The sequence below is a fragment of the Leifsonia xyli subsp. cynodontis genome (assembly GCF_050632205.1).
Classification (GTDB): Bacteria; Actinomycetota; Actinomycetes; order Actinomycetales; family Microbacteriaceae; genus Leifsonia; species Leifsonia xyli_D.
Map to the genome: position 1 here is coordinate 2914400 of NZ_CP192578.1, position 22330 is coordinate 2936729.

Consider the following 22330-nt stretch of genomic DNA (forward strand, 5'->3'; position numbering starts at 1 on the left):
ACCTTCCAATCCTCACTGGACCGGCGTGCTCTGCCTCAGAATCGCTTCAATGTCTGAGGTCACGAACTGCCGAATCATGCCATCGCCTACCAAGAAGGTTGGCACGGACCCCCGACGTTCTTGCGAGTGCGAATAGAGAGTGAGTACGGCCTTGTGCTCGAAGTTGTAACAACTGAACACGGCGTCGCCAGCCCGCACGTGAACTTCGCCGCCGAGCTCCTTGAAATCAGCAATCGCCTCGTTGATCTTGTCTTTCAGCGATTGCTCAGACATCTTGAATCGCTGGGACAAGGTGAACAACGTTTCCTTATCCTCCGGGTCGGGCAAGAAGACCCTTAGCCGGCCTCCAGGCTGAGCCGCGAGTTTCTGAAGGCGAACGCGATGCGCGTTCCTCCAGGTGGACGCGTATGCGACCACAACGTCGAGGGTCTTAGAGCCCTTAAATAACTCGTCCCACTCGACCTCCTGGAGGTACTCGTCGGTGACGCGCTCAAGCCCAGCCGAGACGACGTCGGATCGAAGTTGAGCCTTTGAAAGCACCTCCGCCAGAAAGGAGCGCTTTCCATACAATTCCCACGCGATGGTAATCAGGCCGGTCGCGACGAGTAGGCCGCCCAACTGACCGAGCAGCCCAGCAATCCACTGATCGGCTGGCGCAAACGGACGACTTGAAATGATCAGCAGCACCAACCCGGGAACTATGAAGACGATCGCGACGAGCGTTGATGAAAGATTCGTTGTTCGTCGTGCTTCTGTCGCGTCTCCTCTTGGCACGAGACAGATACTATTGAGCACCTTCTCGTATCGTCGGGTAGGCCGCGCGGCGATTCCGTTCGGCACGCAAGGTACACTTCCGGGTCGAGGCAGAGCCAGCATCCGGCTCTGCCTCGACGATCGCGCTCATCGAGCAAGTGTCGAAGGAGAAAGTGCTCTCGCGGCTGTCGAAGGGCCGGAACTCGACGCCTCCGGGCCGTCAACTTTTGGGCGCCGGGTCACCTCCGCTGCGCTGTAGCGGAGCGAGGGGCCGACGCTATCGGCGACGACTTCGGTGGCGGCTCGGGGTTCGCCGGTGGCCTGGTCGGTCCAGTGGCGGAACTCGAGGTTGCCGTTGACGATGACGGTGTCGCCCTTGGCGAGGCTGGCGCGGACGTTCTCGGCGGTGCGGCCGAAGACGGTGGTGCGGTGGTACTGGGTGTCGCCGTCGACCCATTTGCCGTCTTCGAGCTTGCGGTCGGTGACGGCGACGGTGAACTTGGCGAACTTGGTGCCGTTCTGTGATTCGCCGTAGTCGGGGTCGGCGACGAGGTTGCCTTCGATGCTGATCGGGACTCGTGTACTCATCGTTCTTCCTTTCCATTTTGGCGACCAGCTATTGGGTCGCTTTCACTTAGAACTTCCGGTTTGGGGTCGGAAAATGCGCGCGGAGAGCGCGCAAATCAGCGGCGTTCCGCCTGCGGCTTGGCGTGGCTCTCGCGAATCCAATCGACCCACTCCGCTGGGACCGCGTCGCCGCCGGTATGTAGTAGTTCGGTGTGGCCGTTGTGGCATTCGCCGTTGTACCAAGTCGCCAGTCGGGGGATGGCGACCGCGAGGCGTTCATGCCAGCCGATGGGTCCGTAGCCGGCATCGAGACTGTCGTAGGACACCAGCCATGCGGTGTGGAGGGCGGAGAGTTCTTCGACGAGGGCGCCGTGCTTGAACCAGCACGGCGGGATCTTCCGCGAGGCGAGGTTGTAGCGGTGGGTGAACCAGACCACCCATTCCCGGAGGTCGGTCCAGACCTCCGGGGCGTCCGCGTAGTCGAGGGTGCGCCAGTTGATGACACGGATGCCAAGCATCCCCGGACTCTGCCGCGGCGCCTGGTCTTCCCAGCCCTCGGCGAGGGAGGCGACGAGGTCATCGAGTGGGATGTCGTCGGTCACTGCTGCTCCAGGAAGGCTTCGATGTAGTGGGCGATCTTGGCCTGCAGCCGGGCGATCGCTTGGACGGAAGCGGTGCGGCGTGAGACGAACCCCGAGAGGGCGCGGTCGCGCTCGATGAGCTGGTGGACGTACTCGTGGCAGCGCGGGTGCAGGGCGGTCAGGTCTTCGTGCGGCTCGTGGGCGGTCCAGCCGTGCGGGGTCTGGGTGACGCCGCGGTAGTCGAGGTGGTGCAGCTCGAGGCTGCGGGCGCTGCCAGCACCAAGGCAGAGAGCGCAGCGGATGGTGCCGATACGGGACCCTTCCTCGAGGAACCATCGGTCGCGGCGGGCGAACCATGCTCCTGAGTGCAGGTAGTTGCTGCGGTAGGTGTTACCTCGGGCGGGACGGCGACGGTTTGACATCAGTTCCCCTCTCCCGCTGATCCTCGGCGATCGAGCGCGGCTTGATACTGTTCGGCGAACACGACCTGTTGATCGAGTTCGGTGAGCTTCTTTCCGGCGCTGACCTGGTGGGCGTCGTCGCGATCGGTCCATCCGCGGAGGTCGAGCAGGATGCCGCGCCGGTTCCGGTATGCGAGGAGTCCGACGGTGTCGGGCATGCGTCGGATCTCGTCGATCGTCATCACCGGCACCTTCTCGTTCTGCACGTTCGTGGACGACCCGTTGTCGTTGTACGAGTGCCCGGTGGTCCGGATCCGGCGAAGCCCGAGAAGAGATTCGATGTCGCGGAGATGGTCGACGTCGGACGCGCCACCGAGGAGGAGCTTGGCGGTGGCTGCCGACCAGATCGTGTCCGCCTCCGACCGCGACCATGCCGTCTCGGCCTGTGAGAGCGCCTGCAGAACCACGACGGTGGAGATGCCGATGCCGCCGCCGTCGGCCATGATCCGCGGCAGCGCGGGCCAGGAGAACATATTCGCGATCTCATCCAGGATGAGCGCGAGCGGCAGATCGAGCCGGGAGCCTGGCGAGGCGAGGGCTTTGCGGCGGGCGGTCTCGACTATGTCGTCGAGGATCGCGCCGAGGAAGCCGCCGACCGACCCGGCGCCGGCGCCCGTGCCGACGAGGTAGAGGCTGTTCGACCCAGCGAGGAACGCGTCGAGGTCGAACTGCTCCCCCGGACCCGGCGTCATCGCCTTCCGGATCGATGGAATGGACAGCGGTCGGAGGGCACCGAAGACACCGAACCAGGAGTTCGCCAGCAGCTTCTCGTCGCCGTTGATGATCGCGTCCAAGTCTTCGGACCAGCCAGGCGACCCCTGGTTGGCGAGCACCCCAACCGCCTCAAGCGCGAGGCGGGGGTTGGACCCCCAGCGGGCGAGCGCGTCAATGCCTCGCCCGGAAACGGCGGCCGCGTGAAGGAGCCGGGACAGCACGGAGGAGGACACCTGCGCCCATTCCTGGTTCGTCTTGGATACGCCGAGCGCGGTGCCGGCGATAATCGCTTGCCCGCGCTGGTCCGCGATCAGAGGATCCTCGCATCCGGCGACCGGTGAGATCCGCAGTGCCGAGCGCACCCCTGTGAGTTCCTGCGGGTCGAACACCGTCACGTCCCCGACACGAGCGCGCTCGCGCATCGTCGCGGAGAGGTTGTCGTTGCGGGTGGAGGTGGTGATCAGCGGTCCGTCCCAGTCGAGGATGGCGTTGATGATGAACCGGTAGCCCTTGCCCGACCGGGGCGCGCCCTCAACCACGATCGAGTCCTCGATCGATACGTAGACGTCCTGCCCATGGGCGCGCCCGACCTTCCAGCCAGCCGCTGACGGCGCAGGGTTGACCAACGACGGCCGAAGGGTCTTGGCGCGATGAAGAGCGGTGCGTGCGGAGGTGTGCTTGCGGACTTCTCCGGGCTTGGCGAGCCCGTCGCGGCCGCGGAGGTCGTTGATGAAGTGCCGATCCGACTGCCAGTAGCGAAGCCACCAGACCGCCCCAACAGCGATCCCGCTCAGAAGGAGGATGACGGTCAGCAGATCAAGGACCCGGATGAGGGTGACCGGCGCCACGCACCCCGGCACCAAGCTGAAGCCGGAAGGGTCTCCGCCCATGGCCAGTTGCAGACCGGCGAAGACGCTATCTGGCTGGCCGCCGCCGCAGCTGGCAGCGAGGGTCGCGGTCGCGACCCCGGTGGTGATGGTGCCGGCGACGACGATGGCGAAGAGGCTGTAGAGGGCGACGTGCGTCCAAGAGGAGCCGTGGGTTCTCATGCTCGTTCACCGCCCATCGCGTCGGTGCGGAAGATGCCGAGTTCGTAGTCGGTGCAGATGTTGCGCACCTTCGCCACCCGGTCCTGGCCGATCTGCCAGAGCCCTTCGCCCTTGTGAAGTTTGCGGACGAGGTCGGCTTGGGTGTCGTTCCAGCCGAGGATCTCCCGCGACCTCGCGATCTCACCGGAGTGCTGCGCGTAGGAAATGCGGGTTTCGCAGTCCGCGAGCAGGCCGAGCGCGCGCGAATGGAGGGCGCTGTTGCGGTCACCGAGCGCGTCCAGGTCCGCGACCCGGTGCAGCAGATACCAGTTGGAGGTGCCGAGGTGGCGCGCGACCTTCTCGTCCTCGACTCGCTCCGCGAGGCCGTCTCCGCCGGAAACATCGTTTAGCAGCTCAACTGCAGCCTCCTCGTGGATGATCACCCGCGCCTGCCGATTCGCGCCGAGAGAAGAACGGCGGATCCAGTTCGCCGTCGCCAGCCTCGCTAGCGCTTGCGCCTCCGGCGACGCCCCTTTCAGCGCGGAGGTGTCGACGACCATCATCGGGGCGTCCGCGTCGAACCGGACCGTGGAGGGTCCGTCGAAGAACCCGGTGAGATCGCCAGAGACCATCCGGCGCAACGAGTGCGCGAGTCGGTGGCCCGCTTCGACCACCTCGAGTGGCTGGCTCTGCCCGGGATCGACGAGACGGTCGTACACATGGGTGATGGTGACCGTGGACTGACCGCGGAGAGCATCGAGAGCGACGTCGAGTGCGGTGTGCTCCACCGGTTCCAGATTCCCGCCTTCGCGGAGGCGACGGATGATCGTTTTCACCGTCGCGCGACGGTACTGGAGCACGTTCAGGTTCCAGTCCTCATCCGAGAACGACGGATCACGCGGGCCTTCATCGAGCAGATTGATCCGAGCGGCCTTGCCCGGGCCGACGCTAATCGACTTCCCGCCGACGTACGCGGCGACGCGCACCCACTCCCCATTCGGGTCGTGCGGCACCGCGACCTTGCGCCCCAGCCGGGCCAGCCGGGAGGACCAGGACTTCGCCAGCATCGACTTGCCGGTCCCCTTGACCCCGAGGATGGCGACGGAATGGGAGCGGACGGCCTCGGCGGAGTACGCGTCCCAGGGGTCGAAGCAGAACGGGGCCCGCGAGAGGAGGTTCTCCCCGATGTACGCGCCGGTGAGGATGTCCCCGGTCTCGGCCAGAAACGGATACGCGCCACCCAGCACTTTCGACGAGCAACGGTGTGCAGGTGGGGTGGCGCGCAGTGGGCCGCGCAGGTTGTGCGGCTGCTTCCAGCCCCACGCCGGCATCTTCGAGGCCGGGAGTTCCGCGGACTGCAGCTTCCAGGTGGAGTTGTTGTCGGTGGCGGTGGTCTGTCGGTGGCGTCCGTTGGCGCCGAGCTTCTCATTCGCCGGGATGCGACCAATGACAGCTGACTGCTTCATGTCATTCCCCTTCCAGCGGCACCGGTAGCGCCGCGGTGACGAACCCGGCGGCCTGCTGCCCCGACATCGACGCCAGCACGAGACGGGCCGGATGCGACGCCTGCTCGATGTCGGTCCGCGCCTTGGCGAGAGCGTCCTTGGACTCAGCGGAGATCGTCACGAAACCGCGGTACTGAACATCCCCGAACCCGTCGACGAGGTCGTGCTCCCGCACCGCGAGGTCCTCCTCCTCGCGCAGGTGAGTGAGCGGGATTCGGGAGGACAGCTTCATCCGGATGGTTGCTGCGGTTTCCATGTCCGACTGGGCGCGGTTCAGCTGGGCCAGCGCTTTGTGCGTGGCGACCGGTCGAACCTGCAACGTGATCACCCGGGTCGCGTCCCCGGCGTAGAGGAGCGGCTCGAGGAACCCGGTGCGCACGTCGGTGCGCGGCCATTCGGCGACCCAGAAGGTCTGGTGCCAGGACTCGTCCACCCGCAGCGCATCCCAGCCTTCGTCGATTCCCATCACCGGCGACGGCGCGGATACGATCCCGGAGTCCTGCTCTCGCCGGGTCGCGGCGGCCACGGGGTCGGCCGACAGGGCGTTCAGCTCGTCGAGCTCGTCCGAGGTGAGCCATCCGGCCGGGGTGAGCCGGGCGTGCTCCATCGACGTTTCGATGCCGGCGACCCTCTCCTTGAGCACGGCGGCAAGGCCCGTGAGTCCTCTCCCCGCGTCCCGGATCGCGCTGTTGAGCGCAGCGGTGTCGAAGGTGAGGGTGATGTAGTTGGTGAACCCCATCGACCGCTTCGAGGCCGCCTGCGTCAGCGCCCAATACTGCTCGCGCAGCTCGGCGGTGACCTGCGGGTCGTGCTCGTTCTCCCGCACGACCAGGTAGTCCCGCAACTCATTCGAGGAGGCGCGGTCAACGCGGATCCGGATCGTGGTCTCCCGGACACCGGGCAGGTTCTCCAGCGAGCTGAGCCATTCCACGAACCCGTCGTACGCGGCTTCTTGAGTACCGTTGTCGCGCAGCGCCCACGCCCTCGATCCGACCTTGACGGTGACAGAGGCGAGCCTGCCACGGGCGTTGTAGATGAAGCCGCCAGCACCGGGGATCTGGATGATCTGCGCGTCCCCAAGCGCACCAGGGAGGAGGAACTTCGAGGTCACGACAGGGGTGACGGCGGCGACCTGCGCGTGCCCCACGTCGAGGGAGGCGACGCTCACACGGAGCCAGACATCTCGGCGGAAGAGCGTTTGCCCAGTCAGACTGCGACGCACGTAACGCGCAGCTTGGGCGACGATCACGATGACCGGTTCGCGCCGGTAGGTGGCGAGGGCGAAGAACACCACGACAGCGACGATCGGGATCATCACCCAGATCGCGTTGGTGTCGATGAACAGGGTGGAAAGCAGGACCGCGACGGCGGCACCGATGACGACCAGTTGCAGGAACGTCAGGCCGAGGAAGATCCCTCGGCGTTCCCTGGCGGCGAAGCGGACCCGGGGTGCGCCTTCCTCGGTGATGATCTGGTCTGCGGTGAGGGTGGTCATGAGTTATCTCCCAACCTTGACGACTCGTGCCGCGGTGCGGACGGGTGCGGCGGCGGTGCTCGCGCGCGAGAACTGGTCGCGGACGGAGAACCGGTGGTGGAGGGCGGTGCCGACTTCGGCACCGGCGAACGAGACGAGCTTCGTCGCCCACAACGGGCTGAACGACGCGGCGATCACCGCCCCGGCGGCGACGAGGATGACGCCGATACTGAGGCTGGCCTTGGTCAGCTCCACGGCCAGTAGGACGACGCCGGCGGCGAGTGGTTTGGCGATGAGGAGCCCGACAGAGAGGTTCAGCCATCGTTGCGCCCAGGCCGTGAGCTTGGGCTGGCCGATCATCATCAGCCCGACCGGTGCCATCGCGGCCAACGCGAGGAGTCCGAATTCGCGGATCGACATGGCGATGAACAGGAACAGCGACGCGATCATCATCAGCCCGACGATGAGCAGCGCCATCACGTATTCGCCGACGGACCCTGGTCCTTGTGCCCCTTGGGTGGCCATGCCCCAGATGACGCCGTCTTGGGAGAACTGCATGGTCTTCATCACGGCGCCGTAGATCTGTTTCGGGGCGTCGAAGAGGCCGACGACGCGGAGCAGGCTTTGGCTCAGGTCGCCGCCTTGAACGGCGGTGGTCAGCGCGCGCGTGATGTCGTCGGTGATGCCGGAAGCCTTCTGCATCCCCCAGACGCAGATCGCGCTGAACGGGATGGCGAGGGCGGCGCCGGCGGCCGTCCGGCCGATCCTGCCCCAGTCCTGAAGGATCATCGCGATGCCGATCTGCACCAGGGCGACGATCAGGATGACCGGGGCGGTGACGGCGATCCAGAACAGGAACTGCGAGTGGGCGATGTTCCAGCTGCCCTGGTCGATATTCGTGTTGAAGGATCCGGCGATCATCGTGGCGATGAAGTCGCCGAGGTTCTTGATCGTGGAGCCCATGAACTGGGCGACGGTTTGGGATGCCTGGCAGCCGAAGTCGGCGACGAAGCATCCGTAGTTCGGGGTGAACGGATCCGACGGTGCGGTAGCGACAGTGGCGATCATGATGGTCACACCACGTGGAGCGACTGGCCCCAGTTGATCAGACCGGCGATGCTGCCGGCGACAGCGACACCGGCGAGGCAGCTGAGCACACCGATGATCCCGGCCTTTTGGACACGTCCGTTGCTGGAGATGTGGCCGACGACGATGAACCCGGCGGCGATCAACCCTCCGATGATGGCCAGGATGAGCACGATGGCGAACACGACGTTCGCGATCGTCTGCAAGGCTCCGACCCCGGGACCGGAGAAGTCCGGGCTGGGGTTCGGGACGGCCGCCACGGTGATGATGCGGGCGTGGACGGTGACGAGGGCTTCGTTGAGGGCGTTCATGATTCTTGGTTCCTTTCCGTGGGATCGGTCGACGGTTCGGGTTCTTGTGATTCGCGCATGCGCCGGGCGGCGAGGTAGCCGGAGGCGGCGATGCCGAGCAGAGCGATGGAGATCAGGGTCAGCAGGCCGAGCAGGTTGAGGATCAGGTCCACGACACTCATTCCCCGTTCGCGTTGGCCGCGCGGGTCGCGGAAGTCGGAAGGGGGACGGTGAGGATGTTCGCCTTACCCTCGGACGGGATGTTCACGGTGAGTTCGAGTTGGTCGACTCCGGCCGGGACGTAGTAGGCGACGGCGAACGATCGGCTCTTCTCGTTCGGGATCGTCCAGGTCGACTGGCCGTGGAAAAGCCCGGTGGGCAGCCAGGGCAGGCTTGCTGCCTTGGCTGCGGCGGGGCCGTCGGCGGTGTCGAGGACGGCGGGTTCGGGGCGGCCGTCGAACTGTGTGCCCTTCAGGGTGGCGCCGGTGACGTCCTGGAAGTCCTGGTTGCCCTGGGAAGGGATCCACTTGCCGGTCATAGTGACCTTCAGCAACAGCACCGGTGTTCCGACTGGGAACAGCTCCGAAGGCGAGTTCGGGAGCGTGCACGGGCAGCCGTGCTTTCCCTTGACTGTGGTGCCCGGGTAGACGTCGACCCAGACGCTGCTGACGATGCCCGATGCCGCCGGCATCGCGTCCTGCGCGGACGTCGACGTCGGCGTCGGCTTGGCCGGCGCGACCGTCGTGAACGACGGGTTTCGTGTTGGCGCCGCACCGGCGCAGCCGGCGAGGGCCAGGCATGAGAGGAGGGCCGCGAGTGCGATCAGCTTCTTGTTCATCTCAGTTCACCTCGGCTTCGTATCCGCCCTTCACTTAGAACTTCCGGTTCCGAGCGATTTGTGGCGCGCATCTTGGAGACTCGTTTGGTCAGGGCACCTGAATGTGCTGGTGGTTGCAGGTATCGGGAAAGTCGCTGGTGAAGTTCGTAAGCACGCCGAGCGTCACGTGAGCGCGAGACCGGCAGTCGCTTTGACCGGCCGTTGACCCATGCGGGGCGTACGGGTCCAGGACGTGGATCAGCTGGACGGAAAGCGGGTCCGCGCCGGTCAGGGACTGTCGGTTGATCGCGTAGAAGTCGACAGCCTTGCCCTTCCAGTGCGCGGACGCGGTTCCCGCCCCTGGGGTCATGCCGGTGCAGCGTCGGTTGAGGTCGCTGACTCCGACCTGCTGGAAGGACTGGACGGCGACGACGATTAACTGGAGGATGTGCGGGTCGATGGTGCAGTCCGGCGTGGCGGTACCGTCAGCCATGTTGAAGATCTGCTGCTGGTAGCGGGGTTCGAGGAAGTTGAGCTTCTTCGCCTGGATCGCACCGACCAGGACTGCGGCGGCCGCGCGAGCGTCCGCTGGCACCTGACACGCTCCGGCGCTTGCTCCCGTCAGGGCGGCGAGGAGCTGCGCGGCGGGCGTCCAGAACGGGGCGTAGTGGTTCGGGTCGGCGTTGATTTGGACCGCGTGTGCGACCAGGGTCGGGGCGAGGGTCTGCCAGTCCGGCACATGCAGCATGCGCGAGTAGAACGCGGCGGCCGCGGTCGCTGGGTCCATCCGCTCTGCAGGGGTGCCGTAGCTGGCGCCTTGCTGGAAGACACCGATTGTGGTGTTGTCCACCGCGTCGCCATGGTCCAGGTTGCGGAGGCCGGACTCACCGATCGCGACCATCAGCGCGAGGGTCTGCCCGTGCGGGGCCACGCTCATCTTCTGGCCGACGGTGATGATCGTCGCGGCGATCTTCAACTGATCTGGCCCGTACCCGCCCACATTCTGGCCCGCCTCCACCGACGGGACGGATCCACCACACACTCCGCCGCCACCGATTTCGTTGGCTCCCATCGCGAGCACCAAGGTGACCGGAACGGCGACGAGCGTGATGGGGACGACCAGCACGATGACCGCCGCGACGATCAGGAGGTTCCGTGTCGTCTTTGGATGCGACACCGCATGAGCGGCCGCGGCGCCGGCGCCGATCATGCCGCCACCTCCAGCTCGAGGACGTCCCGGGCGATCATCAACAGTCGTTTCGCGGTCGCGATCCGTGCCCGCGCCGATCCGGGATGGATGTGAAGGGTCGCCGCGATTGTGTCCGCGTCGTCGCCGATCATCCCGGCGACTTCGCGGAATCCACCGATCTCGGGCACGCACGACACGATCACGGATCCGGTCAGCGGCAGCCCCGCGTCCGCGGCCGCAAGGGCGGCCAGAACAGTTCGCGCGGTCTGGCACACTCGCTCGCGGATCGTGCGGACACTGCGCTTAGACAGGTGATGGGCTTCCGCCACGCGCTCGGCGTCACCGCTTGCCAGGCTTAGGTCGCTCATCACGTGCCAGTCGGATGCGCCGACGTAATCGGCGACCAGCACCATCCACCGGTGCGCATCAAAGCGGCGAATCATCGCCTCGAGGGGGTCGATGTCCGATTCGGACGCCACGTCGCAGTCGACAGTGACGTCGTCCGTCGGGCCATACTTCCGCTCGATCTCCCGAAGCACTACATGACGGGTGATCCCGAACACGAAGGCGTGCGGCGACCCACGCTCTGGGTCGAACGTCGAGCAGCGGTGCCAGACCGTCTCTCGGGCGATCTGGAGAACGGCGTCGACCTCATTCGGCCAGCCGCGGAAGTGGAAGCGGACGTACGGGCGCAACATGTCGACTTCACGGAGCAGTTCCGTGAGAAGGGCATCCGTCCGCGTGCGGACGTGGGTTCCTCCAGCCACGTGATCACAACCTTCCTTGCATGGAAGTGGCTACTGCGAAGGACCGGGTTCGAGCCGAGGACGGCTCGTCAGAACAGGGCTATGTCAGCGCGAATGGGCGCACACGTGCCCTGGTTGGAGAGGAAGGTTGGATTTGCCGAGGTGCGCCGGGATATCGGCTTCGGGCGGCGCGCCCGGATTCGGTGATGGAGAAGCGACTTCGACTCTGAAGTTCGGGAGTCTCAGCCACGATGCGTCACCGCCGCCCTGACTCGCTTAGCGAGGCCAGCGTTACGGTGAAGAGGGTAAGAATCAGCCGCTCCATTTGGTGCCGCACGCTACCCCCGAACAGGGGTGGCGCTTGGGCGGCACGCCGGGGTGAACCAGCTGTTCTACTCACAGCTCTCGCACTGCAGGTCACCCATCGGATCCACCGGGACGAGGTATCCGTCCACGAAGTCCTGAATGACGCCGGGAAACTCTTTCGGCGGCTCGACTACGCGTACGCTCCCGTCCTCGTCTGCGCGCTCGCTTCCAGCCATGCCAACACCTCCGTCCGCTTGTAGAGCACAGTGCGTGGGGTCGGCTTGTAGAAACGCGGGCCCTTACCGTGATACCGGAGTTGGGCGAGCGCTGCGATCGACAGCCCGGTGAGTTCAACCACCTCAGCGGGCTGAATGAATTCTCCTGTCATCTCATCTCCTCCGTTTCGACAACTCAGGAGTTCTGCAATTGTTGAAACGACCATAGCAAGAATTCCGTGACTTGACAACAGAAGTGGCGATAGGCTGTCGAAATGGCAGACTTTCGATCGGAGACCAGCATCGGTGCGCGCATCAGACTGGCGCGACGTGAACGTGGATTTCGCACGACGAGCGACCTGGCAGAGGCGATTCCTGGCGGGAACATCACCCCCGCGATCCTGGAGAACATCGAATCCGGCAGGAAGGCCGACATCAGCGTTTGCCAGCTCCTGAACATCGCGCGGGGCCTCGACGTGCCGATCAGCATGCTGCTCTCGCCAATCGGGCGGCCCGACGACAAACTCGACCTACAAAACCTCGGCGAAGACTTCGACGGAATGACCGTGGCCGAATTCGATTGCTGGCTTTCAGCCACCCCTCGAGTTCATATCGGCCCCGATTGGCCGCCGAACGCGTGGACATCTCCGTCCTGAACTCGCTTCGCGAACTCGGGACCCTTCGACGTGAGTTCGACCGCCTCCGGATCGTTCGCGACGTCGGAGCGGCGTCCGGAGACTCTGATCTCACCTTCGACTCAAACGTCGAGGCGCGCCTGGAGCTGGTCGAGCGCGAGCTGGAGCGCGTCGCAGCGCTTCTCACCTCTGCGGGCATCGAAGAGGTGGCAGCACCCTAAAGAGGAGGGCGAGATGGGCAGCGTTCTGTCGTATGAGTCTGCCGGTGGTCGACGCTATCGCGTCATGTACCGCACCCCTGATCACCGTCAGACCACGAAGCGCGGATTCAAGACGAAGCGAGAAGCCGAGCTCTACTTAGCCACGGTCGAGACGAACAAAGCGCGCGGCGAGTACATCGATGCAAGTGCGGCGAGGGTGACGATCGCATCCCTCGGCGTTGAGTGGCTAGCCAACCAGACTCACCTCAAACCGTCCTCGCTCCGACCGCTCGAGATCGCGTGGCGACTCCAGGTCGAGCCGCGTTGGGGACGCGTCCCTGTCGGTGATGTACGACACTCGGATGTCCAGGCCTGGGTTTCGTCTTTGAGCGCTGAAAGGTCCGCTACGACCGTCTTGCGGGCGTTCGGTGTGCTTGCCGGAATCCTGGACATCGCCGTGAAGGACCGGCGCGTGCCGGTCAACGTAGCCCGCGGATCGCGATTGCCCCGTAAGGTTCCTCGCGCTCACCGATACCTCACCCACCAACAGGTTCACGACCTCGCCTACGCCAGCGGCAAGCACGAAGCCCTCGTTCTCCTACTGGCTTACACCGGCCTTCGCTGGGGCGAAGTCATCGCCCTCCGCGTGCGCGACGTCGACTTCACTCGCCGCCGACTCGCCATCTCGGAAAACGCGGTAGAGGTTGGTCCTGCCACCATCGTCGGAACCCCGAAGAGCCACAAGCGTAGGTCGGTGCCGTTCCCGGCATTCCTCCTCGACGCGCTGGCCGGCGCAGCCGCAGGCAAGGAGCCGAACGAGCTGCTGTTTTCCGGCCGGTTCGGTGAGCACATGAAGCGCGCCACACGGGGTCAACGGACATGGTTCAAGAGCGCACTCGACAGGGCCGGCCTTGACCCGATGACCGTCCACGACCTGCGGCACACCGCCGCCAGCCTCGCCGTGAGCGCGGGAGCCAACGTGAAGGCGGTCCAAAGGATGCTCGGCCACGCCTCAGCCGCGATGACGCTGGACGTTTACGCGGACCTCTTCGACGACGACCTGGACGCGGTAGCTGAAGCTCTGGACGGCGCAGCCAGACGTTCTGTGGCACGACCGCATCTCGCGGAGCGGCAGACTTCAGTGGTGAGCAGACCAGTAAGCGCCGCCAACGTACTTGGCTAGCTTGCCCAATCCTTTGACGCCGGCCCCTAGGACAACGACAGCGAGCACGAAAACGAACCACGGATAGGCGATGACGTCTGCCACGATCGCGTTCCAGATCATGACGATCGCTTCCCACCGGGCAGCGCGCCACGTATCGAGAAGCCAGCCGACATCGATCATGTCCACATTGAAGCGGTAGCCGCTGACAATCGGCCATTTGCGACGCCCGCGATCGCAGAAAGACGCCCCGGATCACCAACTCGCAGCGGCGCTTGTTGTCAGTTTGTTGTCAAGTCGAGCGCCGCAGGTCTGGCAGCAAAGACTCGATCCCAGTCATTTACTGGGATCGAGGCCCCCATTCGTTGGCGGAGGGCGTGGGATTCGAACCCACGAGACATTTCTGCCCACCAGTTTTCAAGACTGGCTCCATCGGCCACTCGGACAGCCCTCCCGGCGCCGGGGCGAACCGGCGTCGCCCGATTCTAGCGTCCGTCGCGTCACGATTCCGGGGGAACGACGTCATTACTGGTGTAACCAAGCGAGTTGCAATCCAGAGAAGGAGAACCATGTCCCTGAAGAAGAGCCTCATCGTCCCGGCAGCTCTACTCGCCGCTCTCACCGTGGGTTCGCTCACCGCGTGCGTCAGCCAGACGACGTCCGACGTGAAGACGACGAGCTCCTCCGCCGCGGGCGGCGGCCTCAACCTCGAATGGGGCAAGAACCAGACCATCTCCGGCCTCCCGACCGAGATCCCGTACCTCACGCAGTACTCGAACGCTCACGCGACCGGCGACGAGGCGAAGGGCACTTTCGAGCTGACGATCAACGGCTCGAGCAAGGACGCGCAGGCGGACGCCTCGAAGAAGCTGACCGAGGCCGGTTTCACGGCTGCCGACGAGGACACGTTCACGAGCTCGAAGTGGACCGTCGACCTCAGCGGAACGGGCGGCACGGTCGTCTACAACATCAACAAGAAGTAACCGAACCGGCGATGCCCCGTCTCCGAAGGAGGCGGGGCATCGTCATGTCCGGGAGTGGCGGAAGCGCTCAGTCCTGGAACGGCTTGGAGCAGGTGTACTGCGCCGCCGTCTGGCCGTGCACATCCGAGGGCAGCTGGACGCCGGAGCCGTCGCCCGCCGCCTGCGTCGTGCCGTCGGTCGGTGCCTGGGTGGCCGGCGCCTGGGTGGCCGGTGCCTGCGTAGCGGGCGCCTGCGTGGCCGGTGCCTGGCCGGCGGCGTTCGGGTCGGCCTCCGAGCCCACGCCCGTGTCACCGGTCAGGGTCACGGGCTGGTCGTTCTTGAGCGCGCCCATCAGCTGATCGGCCGCATCCTCCGTCGGCACCACACCGTCGCCCTGGTAGTGGTTCGGGTACTGCACGAAGACGACCTTGCTGATGTCGATGTTCTTGAGGGCCATGGCCATCGAGACGATCGTGGTCGGGCTGTTGAGGCTGTCCGACAGCGTGATGTTGCTGGTGGCCGCCTTGGCGATGCCGTACAGCTTCACCGGGTTGGTCAGCACGTCCGCGCTCTTGATGGTGCGCACGAGCGACGACAGGAACACCTGCTGGTTGCTGATGCGGCCGAGGTCCGAGCCGTCGCCGACGCCGTGACGCGTGCGCAGGAAGGCGAGCGCCTGGGCGCCCTGCAGCGTGTTCTGACCGGCCTTCACGTTCAGGCCGGTGTACGGGTCCTCGATGTTGCCGGCGACGCAGACCGGCACCCCGCCGACGGCGTTGGACATCTCGATGACGCCGTCGAACTGGATGACACCGGCGTACGGGATGTCAAGCCCGGTCAGCTTCTCGACCGTCAGCACGGTGCAGGCCAGGCCGCCGTAGCTCAGCGAGTTGTTGATCTTCTGGCGGCTCATCGCGTCGTAGCTGCCGCCCTTGGGGTCAGGGCACGACGGGATGGCGACGTACATGTCGCGGGGGAAGCTGACGACGGTCGCGTTCTTGTGATCCGCGGAGACGTGCAGCAGCATCGTCACGTCGTTGAGGTTCTCTTCGCGGTCGCCGTAGGCCGCGTTGCCGCCGCCGGAGTCGCTACCCGCCAGGAGGACGTTGAACGCGCCGTTCATCGCGCCGACGCTCGGCGTGACCTCATGGCCCTTGGCGTCGACCAGCTTCACGGACTTCTTCACGCTGGACGCCACATCCACCGCCGCGTAGGCCGCGAGCGAGACGCCGGTGATGCCGAAGACGGCGACCACCGCGACGAAGATCTTGAGGAGTGCCTTGAGCGGGTGATGCTGCTTCAGTCGTCCGTGACGGACCGCTGGTCCAGCCGTCTTCTCCTGCGCTCGCGCTTGCGCGCGGGTGGGCATCTCGCTCATTCACTTCCTTCCGGTCGGGCCGCGTTCACGTTCACATGCGCGCACCGGAAAAAGGCGCACGCCGTCGTAAAGCTTGACACGGGAGGCTGGAAATGCTCTCAAAGGGCGCGTTCAGAGCGCGTCGAGCACGTGCGCGAGGCCGTCCTCTACGACGGTCGCGGTGGAGCGGGACGCTGCCGCCTTGACCTCGTCGGGCGCCTGCCCCATGGCGACGCTCAGCCCTTCGGCGCCCGCCCACTCGAGCAGTTCGAGGTCGTTGCGCCCGTCTCCGACGGCGACCACGCGGGAGGCGGGGATATCGAGCGCGTGCCGCACCCGCTCCATCGCCGTCGCCTTGCTCACGCCGTCGGGCGAGATGTCGAGCCACGCCGTCCATCCGATGGAGTAGCTGACGCGCTGGAGGCCCATCCGGTCGACGATGGAGAGGAACTCCTCCGTGTCGTGCTCGGGCGACACCACGACGACCCGCGTCGCGGGGTGCTTCAGCAGCTCGTCGAACGGCACCTCCTCGGCGTTCACCAGCTCCCAGTCGGTCATGCCCTCGGTGTAGCGGCGGAAGCCGGTGGGGCCTTCGACCATGAAGCTGCCGCTGGGCAGGTGCGGCCGCATGGTCTGCAGCACCTCCGACGGGTCGAACACCTCGATGAACTCACGGCGGTAGCCGCCCTCGATAGAGGCGTCGCGCTTCATCGTGAGCGCTCCGTTCGCGCAGACGACGAACTCGCTGGTCAGGCCGAACTCCTCGTGGATGGGCCGCGCGGTCTCCCAGCTGCGGCCGGTGGCGAGCATGACCTCGTGACCGGCGTCGCGCACCCGGTCGACGGCGGCGCGCACGGCGTCGCCGATCGTCTCGTCCTCGTGGATCAGGGTGCCGTCGACATCGAGCGCGATGAGGAGGCGGTCGTCGCCGCTCACCGGGAGATCGGCTCCAGCAGTTCGAGTCCGCCGAGGTACGGGCGCAGCGGCTCGGGGACGCGGACCGATCCGTCCTCCTGCTGATGCGTCTCGAGGATGGCGACCAGCCAGCGCGTCGTCGCGAGCGTCCCATTGAGGGTCGCCACCGGCGCGGTCTTGCCGCTGTCGGTGCGGTAGCGGATGTCGAGGCGGCGCGCCTGGAACGTCGTGCAGTTCGAGGTGGAGGTGAGCTCGCGGTAGCGTCCCTGCGTCGGGATCCACGCCTCGACGTCGTACTTGCGGGCGGCGCTCGAGCCGAGGTCGCCGGCGGCGGTGTCGATGACGCGGTAGCTGAGCCCCAGCGCCTGCATCATCTCCTCCTGCCAGCCGAGCAGGCGCTCGTGCTCGGCCTCCGCCTCCTCGGGCCGGGTGTAGACGAACATCTCGAGCTTGTCGAACTGGTGGACGCGGATGATGCCGCGGGTGTCCTTGCCCGCCGAGCCCGCCTCGCGCCGGTAGCAAGTGGACCAGCCCGCGTACCGCAGGGGCGCGTCCACCTCGATGATCTCGTCGGAGTGGTAGCCGGCGAGGGCGACCTCGCTGGTACCGGTCAGATACAGGTCGTCGTTCTCGAGGTGGTAGACCTCGTCGGCGTGCGCGCCGAGGAAGCCGGTGCCCTGCATGATCGACGGCTTCACCAGGGTCGGCGTGATCATCGGGATGAAGTCGTTCTGCAGCGCCTTGTCGAGCGCCATGTTCATCAGCGCGAGCTCGAGGCGCGCGCCGATGCCGCGCAGGTACGAGAAGCGGGCACCGGCGACCTTCGCGCCGCGGGCCATGTCGATGGCACCCAGCAGTTCGCCGAGCTCGAGGTGGTCGCGCGCCTCGAAGTCGAACGCGGGGATGTCGCCGACGGTCTTGAGCACGACGAAGTCGTCTTCGCCGCCCGCGGGCACGCCCTCGACGATCGGGTTGCCGATGCTGCGGACCAGCTGCTCGAAGCGCGCATCCGCTTCGTTGGCGGCCTGCTGCGCCTCCTTGACCCGCCCGGCGAGCTGCTGCGCCTGGGCGACGAGCTCCTTCTTCTGCTCCTTGGGCGCTTTGGCGACGGTCTTGCCGAACGCGTTCTGCTCGGCGCGGAGCTCCTCGAACGCCGTGATGGCCGCGCGGCGCTCCACGTCGGCCTGGATGGCCTCGTCGACGAGCTGCACGGAGTCGCCGCGGGCCTCCTGCGAGCGGCGGACGACATCGGGGTTCTCGCGGAGGAGCACGGGATCGATCACCTGACCAGCTTATCGACCGGGGCCGAACAGGTAGCGTGATGGGGGTGAACGGACGGGGCGGGCGGGGTCGCACGGTGGTGGCCGTCGTCTACAACCCGATCCGGGTGGACGTGCCCCGCGTTCGGGCGGCCGTGGAGGCTGCGGCCGCTGCGGCCGGCGCGGTGGACGCGGCCGGCGCGGCCGGCGAGCCGAGCGGTGTCGAGCTGCTCTGGCTCGAGACCACTCCGGAGGACGGAGGTCAGGCGCAGGCCCGGGAGGCGCTCGCGCGCGGCGCGACCCTGGTGCTCGCCGCGGGCGGCGACGGAACGGTGCGAGCGGTCGCGGAGGCGCTGCGGGATCAGGATGCGACCCTCGCGGTCATCCCCGGCGGCACGGGCAACCTTCTCGCGCGCAACCTCGGCATCCCGTTCTCGAGCGTGGAGAACGCCTGCGCCGTGGCGTTCGGGAGCGAGACCCGGCGCATCGACATCGGAATCGCCGAAGCCCGACGTCCCGACGGCTCCGTCACCGAGCACGCGTTCCTGGTGATGGCGGGCGTCGGGATCGATGCGGCGATGATCGAGGCGGCGAAGCCCGGGCTGAAGCGCCGCTTCGGCTGGCTCGCCTACGTGGATGCGGCGTTCCGCGCCTTTCCCACGTCGAGCAAGGTCCAGGTGCGGTACCGCCTCGACCGCGGCCACGTGCGGTCGGCCCACGTCAGCACCATCCTGATCGCCAACTGCGGCGCGCTGCCGGGCAACATCGAGCTGATCCCGGACGGCGCGATCGACGACGGCCTGCTCGACGTCGCGGTGCTGCAGCCCGCGACGGTGTTCGGCTGGCTGGCGATCTGGCGCAAGGTGACCTGGGAGAACCGCGTGCTGCGCAGGTCCTCCGTGGGCCGCCGGATCATCCGCTTCACCGACCGCGCGGTGCGCACGCGCCTCAGCTACCTGCGCGGCGCGTCGGTGCAGCTGGAGGTGGATGCGCCGGAGCCGTTCGAACTCGACGGGGACGCCTTCGGCGAGATCCTCGCCCTCGACCTCCGCGTCGATGAGCGAGCGCTGCGGGTGAAGGCGCCCGCCGCCTCGAACTGACGGCTCCGGCGCACCGGACCTACCTCGTCAGCTTCTGGATGGCGCCGGAAGCCGTCCGGAGCTGCACGGAATCCCCCGGCTTCAGCGTGAGCGACTGGTGGTAGACGCGACCGTCGCCGACCTGCCGCACCCCGAGATACCAGCCGAACTCGCCGCTCACGTGCGAGAGGTAGTAGCCGTTCAGCTGGGCGGTCACCTCCGGCGTGGTGAACAGCGTCGCGTTCGGAACGGTGATCTGCAACTCGAACTCGCTGCCGCCCAGCGGCACCACGATGCCCGTGACTCCCTGGAAGCCACGCGGCGCCGCGAGGACGTTTCCGACGGCCTGGCCCGCATAGGCGAGCCCGGTCGCGTTCGGGTGCAGGTTCGCGGGCGACGCGCTCAGGCCGGACAGCTCGACCGGATTGAGGTACGGGCTGGCGGAGCAGCTCGAGTGGTCGAACGTGTTGCCCATCAGCGACACGTAATCGGCGCCGGCGGCCTCTGCCGCAGCCTTCGACTGCACATCGAGGGTCGACTGCACGCTGTTCATGTAGGCGAGGTCGGCCGTGGCGTACGGGAAGCTCGTCCCGAAGAGTTTGAGCGAGGCGAAGCATCCGCCGGCGGGGGTGTGAACCGCATCGGGCATCAGGGCCGGGTAGCCGACCACGACGACGCGCGCGTTCGGCGCCTTGGCGCGGATGCGCGTCACGGCGTCACGAAGCGCCGGGGCCACCCGATCCGTGACCTTCTTGCTCAGCGTGTCCACGCCGCCGACGGTGTACTTGGCCCGGCAGGACGCCTCACCGCTCAGCAGTGGACCCTGCGCACTCGCGGCGAGGCACGACTGCAGCACGGAAGCGAAGCCGAGGTCGTTTCCGCCGATCGTCAGCGAGACCACCGACGTCGACGCGCTGAGCGCATCCGTCTGCGCCGGAACATCTTTCTTCGGCGCGAAGAGGTCGGCGATCGTCGCGTCGGTGCAACTGACGTCGGTCAGCTCCAATCCCGCGCGAGCGGCTGCCGTGTGGGGATAGTTCTGCATCGTCTGCAGGCAGCCCGCGTGCGAGCCGGTGGCATCGCCGACCCCTGGCCTGCCGCGTACGAGTCGCCCAGAGCGACGTACGAGCCGGACGCCGCAGCCGCACCCTGAGCGGGCATTACTGCGACGCCGGCGACGACCGCCAGGGCGGCCGCTGCGGACCATGCGGCCCGGACCCTCCGCCGATCGACCGATCGTTGTCGTGCGCTCCGGGCGCGCGTGGGGTTCTGCATCGTGACTCCCTACTGTCTGGTGATGCTCTTACCTAGACAGATGCGTCACGACTGAAATCATGACGCGGGAGCAAAGAATTCTTAGAACTCACCCTCCTCGGAGCCGCTCTCGCGCGCGCCGCGCCCGGCGAGCGCGTTGAGGAAGAGCAGCCCGACCACGGTGAGCAGCCCGACGGTGATCAGCGGCCCCGCGAGCATCCAGCCCAGCTGGGCGAAGACGAGCGATCCGACGTCGCTGCTGGGGGTGGGGCCGCTGTACGACGAGGTGACGGAGATGCAGTAGAGCACGATGCCGAGCACCACGAAGCCGACGCCGACGATCCAGAGGGCCAGGATCAGCACGTTGCGCCGCGGGCTCACCTCGAGACGGCTCAGGATGCCGGGCTGAGCGACCACGACGGCCGCGTTCGTCAGGGCCGGGGCCTCCTCCGGCGCCCAGGAGACCGCGTCGATGGGGTCGACCGAAGCCACGGACGCCTCGCGCTCGAACGGCGCGGGTTCCACCATGGGCGTCTCGGCAGTGCGCAGCGCCGGCGCGGGCCGCCGGTATGACGGATCCGGAGCCTCGCCGCGGACGCGGGTGCGCGTCCGCTCGCCGGGCTGCGGCTGGTAGCCGCGCTGGAACGACGGGTCGAAGCGCGGATCGAATCCGCCGGCCCGACCGCTGTCGTCATGCTCTTCGGCGACCATGCTGACCTCCCGATCGTGCTGCTGCTCCGCAGCCTACGCCGACCGGGTGCCCTCCGGGCCGTCCTCCGTGAGCGACGCGAGCCACTCCCGAGCCTCGGTGAACACCTCGTCGCGGTAGCGCTGGTCGAACGCGACCGGGACGCCGTCTGCGCGGGGATACGACCCGAGGAACATGACCGACGGACTGAACCGCCGCAGCCCGAGCAGGGCGTCCGCCACCCGCTCGTCGCGGATGTGCCCGTCGGCGTCGATGACGAAACGGTAGCGGCCCAGGGCGTCGCCGACCGGCCGCGACTCGATGAGGCTCAGGTTGACCCCGCGCGTGGAGAACTGCTCCAGCAGATCGAGGAGGCTACCGGGCCGGTCATCGGGCAGCTCGGCGATCAGGCTGGTCTTGTCGGCTCCGGTCGGCTCCGGCACGCTGCGCGTCGTGCTCACCAGCACGAAGCGGGTGACCGCGTTCTCGTTGTCGCCGATGTCCTCCGCCAGCACGACCACGTCGTGGTGGTCGACGATCCCGGGCGGCGCGATGGCCGCATCCGCCGCGCTGCCCTCGAAGAGCGAGGCCGCGGCCGCGACGTTGCTGGAGGCCGGCAGGTGCCCGTGGTCGGGCAGGTGCGCGTCCAGCCACTGGTGGCACTGGGCGTACGCGACCGGGTGCGCGTTCACCGTGCGCACGTCCGCGAGCGTCGTGCCGGGGCGCGCCACGAGGACGAAGTTCACCGGGACGAGGTACTCGCCGATGATCCGCAGGCCCGGGATGGTGGCCAGCGCGTCCTGGGCGACCGAGACACCGCCCTCGATCGAGTTCTCGATCGCGATCATGGCCGCGACGCTGCGCCCTTCGACCACATCGGCGAGCGCCTCGCCCAGGTTGTTGACCGCGCGCCACTGCTTGCCGCGCGCCTCCGGCACCTGCTTGAGCGCCGCCTCCGTGAACGTTCCGGACGGCCCGAGGAAGCTGTACACGTCGTCCAGCGAGGCGGGCAGCTCGGCGGGCGCACCGCCGCGGTCGTCGGCAGGGGCGGGAGACATGACGCTCAGCTTAGCGAGGCCGTTGGCTC

Annotated in this window: 25 protein-coding genes and 1 tRNA gene; 5 read left to right on the top strand and 21 right to left on the bottom strand. The window is 66.9% G+C overall.

Features of this window, described 5'->3' with window-relative positions; genetic code table 11:
* Positions 1 to 12: 12 nt before the first annotated feature.
* The 13 genes from ACQ86M_RS14500 to ACQ86M_RS14560 all read right to left on the bottom strand — a co-directional run bounded on the left by ACQ86M_RS14500 (position 13) and on the right by ACQ86M_RS14560 (position 11232).
* Positions 13 to 774: a hypothetical protein gene (locus tag ACQ86M_RS14500; RefSeq protein ID WP_185275395.1), complete on the bottom strand. Its 762-nt coding sequence runs from the start codon at positions 772 to 774 to the stop codon at positions 13 to 15.
* A gap of 126 nt (positions 775 to 900) precedes the next feature.
* Positions 901 to 1341 carry a single-stranded DNA-binding protein gene (locus ACQ86M_RS14505; RefSeq protein WP_185275396.1) on the bottom strand — a complete coding sequence of 147 codons (441 nt, stop codon included), beginning with the start codon at positions 1339 to 1341 and terminating at the stop codon, positions 901 to 903.
* A gap of 95 nt (positions 1342 to 1436) precedes the next feature.
* On the bottom strand, positions 1437 to 1922 hold the full coding sequence (locus ACQ86M_RS14510; protein ID WP_185275397.1) for a hypothetical protein: 486 nt from the start codon (positions 1920 to 1922) through the stop codon (positions 1437 to 1439).
* A complete protein-coding gene (locus ACQ86M_RS14515) occupies positions 1919 to 2323 on the bottom strand; it encodes a hypothetical protein (RefSeq protein ID WP_185275398.1) in 405 nt (134 codons plus the stop codon). The genes ACQ86M_RS14510 and ACQ86M_RS14515 overlap by 4 nt, the downstream gene beginning before the upstream one ends.
* Complete coding sequence (locus ACQ86M_RS14520) at positions 2323 to 4125, bottom strand: type IV secretory system conjugative DNA transfer family protein (RefSeq protein ID WP_258045887.1); 1803 nt, start codon at positions 4123 to 4125, stop codon at positions 2323 to 2325. The genes ACQ86M_RS14515 and ACQ86M_RS14520 overlap by 1 nt, the downstream gene beginning before the upstream one ends.
* On the bottom strand, positions 4122 to 5435 hold the full coding sequence (locus tag ACQ86M_RS14525; protein ID WP_431245944.1) for an ATP-binding protein: 1314 nt from the start codon (positions 5433 to 5435) through the stop codon (positions 4122 to 4124). The genes ACQ86M_RS14520 and ACQ86M_RS14525 overlap by 4 nt, the downstream gene beginning before the upstream one ends.
* A 136-nt stretch (positions 5436 to 5571) precedes the next feature.
* Positions 5572 to 7104: an SCO6880 family protein gene (locus ACQ86M_RS14530; protein WP_185275400.1), complete on the bottom strand. Its 1533-nt coding sequence runs from the start codon at positions 7102 to 7104 to the stop codon at positions 5572 to 5574.
* Between the two features lie 3 nt (positions 7105 to 7107).
* On the bottom strand, positions 7108 to 8151 hold the full coding sequence (locus ACQ86M_RS14535) for a hypothetical protein (RefSeq protein ID WP_185275401.1): 1044 nt from the start codon (positions 8149 to 8151) through the stop codon (positions 7108 to 7110).
* A gap of 5 nt (positions 8152 to 8156) precedes the next feature.
* The gene (locus ACQ86M_RS14540) at positions 8157 to 8480 is read right to left on the bottom strand and encodes a hypothetical protein (RefSeq protein WP_185275402.1); all 324 of its coding nucleotides are present in this window, start codon (positions 8478 to 8480) and stop codon (positions 8157 to 8159) included.
* Positions 8477 to 8632, bottom strand: coding sequence for a hypothetical protein (locus tag ACQ86M_RS14545; RefSeq protein ID WP_185275403.1), 156 nt, complete (start codon positions 8630 to 8632; stop codon positions 8477 to 8479). Before ACQ86M_RS14545 ends, ACQ86M_RS14540 begins: the two co-directional genes overlap by 4 nt.
* A 5-nt stretch (positions 8633 to 8637) precedes the next feature.
* The gene (locus ACQ86M_RS14550; protein WP_185275404.1) at positions 8638 to 9297 is read right to left on the bottom strand and encodes a hypothetical protein; all 660 of its coding nucleotides are present in this window, start codon (positions 9295 to 9297) and stop codon (positions 8638 to 8640) included.
* A gap of 88 nt (positions 9298 to 9385) precedes the next feature.
* Positions 9386 to 10486 carry a hypothetical protein gene (locus tag ACQ86M_RS14555; RefSeq protein ID WP_185275405.1) on the bottom strand — a complete coding sequence of 367 codons (1101 nt, stop codon included), beginning with the start codon at positions 10484 to 10486 and terminating at the stop codon, positions 9386 to 9388.
* On the bottom strand, positions 10483 to 11232 hold the full coding sequence (locus ACQ86M_RS14560) for a sigma factor (protein ID WP_185275406.1): 750 nt from the start codon (positions 11230 to 11232) through the stop codon (positions 10483 to 10485). Before ACQ86M_RS14560 ends, ACQ86M_RS14555 begins: the two co-directional genes overlap by 4 nt.
* Positions 11233 to 12007: 775 nt before the next feature.
* On the opposite strand from ACQ86M_RS14560, the gene ACQ86M_RS14565 reads away from it, so the two are divergent.
* From ACQ86M_RS14565 to ACQ86M_RS14575, 3 genes are read left to right on the top strand one after another with little or no spacing between them, the layout of a single operon-like run.
* Positions 12008 to 12388 carry a helix-turn-helix domain-containing protein gene (locus tag ACQ86M_RS14565; protein WP_431245945.1) on the top strand — a complete coding sequence of 127 codons (381 nt, stop codon included), beginning with the start codon at positions 12008 to 12010 and terminating at the stop codon, positions 12386 to 12388.
* Positions 12370 to 12588, top strand: a complete 219-nt coding sequence (locus ACQ86M_RS14570) for a hypothetical protein (protein WP_431245946.1) — start codon at positions 12370 to 12372, stop codon at positions 12586 to 12588. Before ACQ86M_RS14565 ends, ACQ86M_RS14570 begins: the two co-directional genes overlap by 19 nt.
* A gap of 13 nt (positions 12589 to 12601) precedes the next feature.
* On the top strand, positions 12602 to 13750 hold the full coding sequence (locus ACQ86M_RS14575; protein ID WP_185275409.1) for a site-specific integrase: 1149 nt from the start codon (positions 12602 to 12604) through the stop codon (positions 13748 to 13750).
* Here the strand turns inward: ACQ86M_RS14575 and ACQ86M_RS14580 are convergent.
* Both ACQ86M_RS14580 and ACQ86M_RS14585 read right to left on the bottom strand, forming a co-directional pair.
* Entirely contained in the window at positions 13706 to 13912 is a 207-nt protein-coding gene (locus ACQ86M_RS14580; RefSeq protein WP_185275410.1) for a hypothetical protein, read from the bottom strand. The genes ACQ86M_RS14575 and ACQ86M_RS14580 overlap by 45 nt on opposite strands.
* A 183-nt stretch (positions 13913 to 14095) precedes the next feature.
* Positions 14096 to 14183, bottom strand: a tRNA-Ser gene (locus tag ACQ86M_RS14585).
* Between the two features lie 115 nt (positions 14184 to 14298).
* Between ACQ86M_RS14585 and ACQ86M_RS14590 the strand changes: the two genes are divergently transcribed.
* A complete protein-coding gene (locus tag ACQ86M_RS14590; protein ID WP_431245947.1) occupies positions 14299 to 14712 on the top strand; it encodes a hypothetical protein in 414 nt (137 codons plus the stop codon).
* 67 nt (positions 14713 to 14779) lie between these two features.
* Here the strand turns inward: ACQ86M_RS14590 and ACQ86M_RS14595 are convergent, their stop codons facing one another.
* The 3 genes from ACQ86M_RS14595 to serS all read right to left on the bottom strand — a co-directional run bounded on the left by ACQ86M_RS14595 (position 14780) and on the right by serS (position 18246).
* Positions 14780 to 16069 carry an LCP family protein gene (locus ACQ86M_RS14595; protein WP_431245948.1) on the bottom strand — a complete coding sequence of 430 codons (1290 nt, stop codon included), beginning with the start codon at positions 16067 to 16069 and terminating at the stop codon, positions 14780 to 14782.
* A 111-nt stretch (positions 16070 to 16180) separates the two neighbouring features.
* Complete coding sequence (locus tag ACQ86M_RS14600) at positions 16181 to 16984, bottom strand: HAD family hydrolase (RefSeq protein ID WP_431245949.1); 804 nt, start codon at positions 16982 to 16984, stop codon at positions 16181 to 16183.
* Positions 16981 to 18246 carry a serine--tRNA ligase gene (gene serS / locus ACQ86M_RS14605; RefSeq protein WP_431245950.1) on the bottom strand — a complete coding sequence of 422 codons (1266 nt, stop codon included), beginning with the start codon at positions 18244 to 18246 and terminating at the stop codon, positions 16981 to 16983. The genes ACQ86M_RS14600 and serS overlap by 4 nt, the downstream gene beginning before the upstream one ends.
* A 38-nt stretch (positions 18247 to 18284) precedes the next feature.
* Here serS and ACQ86M_RS14610 point away from each other — a divergent pair, with 38 nt between their 5' ends.
* Entirely contained in the window at positions 18285 to 19322 is a 1038-nt protein-coding gene (locus ACQ86M_RS14610) for a diacylglycerol/lipid kinase family protein (protein ID WP_431245951.1), read from the top strand.
* A gap of 19 nt (positions 19323 to 19341) precedes the next feature.
* Here ACQ86M_RS14610 and ACQ86M_RS14615 read toward each other — a convergent pair whose 3' ends face one another.
* The 3 genes from ACQ86M_RS14615 to pheA all read right to left on the bottom strand — a co-directional run bounded on the left by ACQ86M_RS14615 (position 19342) and on the right by pheA (position 22301).
* A complete protein-coding gene (locus ACQ86M_RS14615) occupies positions 19342 to 20346 on the bottom strand; it encodes an SGNH/GDSL hydrolase family protein (RefSeq protein ID WP_431245952.1) in 1005 nt (334 codons plus the stop codon).
* Positions 20347 to 20657: 311 nt separating this feature from the next.
* Complete coding sequence (locus ACQ86M_RS14620) at positions 20658 to 21266, bottom strand: hypothetical protein (protein ID WP_431245953.1); 609 nt, start codon at positions 21264 to 21266, stop codon at positions 20658 to 20660.
* A 33-nt stretch (positions 21267 to 21299) separates the two neighbouring features.
* On the bottom strand, positions 21300 to 22301 hold the full coding sequence (gene pheA, locus ACQ86M_RS14625; protein WP_431245954.1) for a prephenate dehydratase: 1002 nt from the start codon (positions 22299 to 22301) through the stop codon (positions 21300 to 21302).
* Positions 22302 to 22330 lie beyond the last annotated feature (29 nt).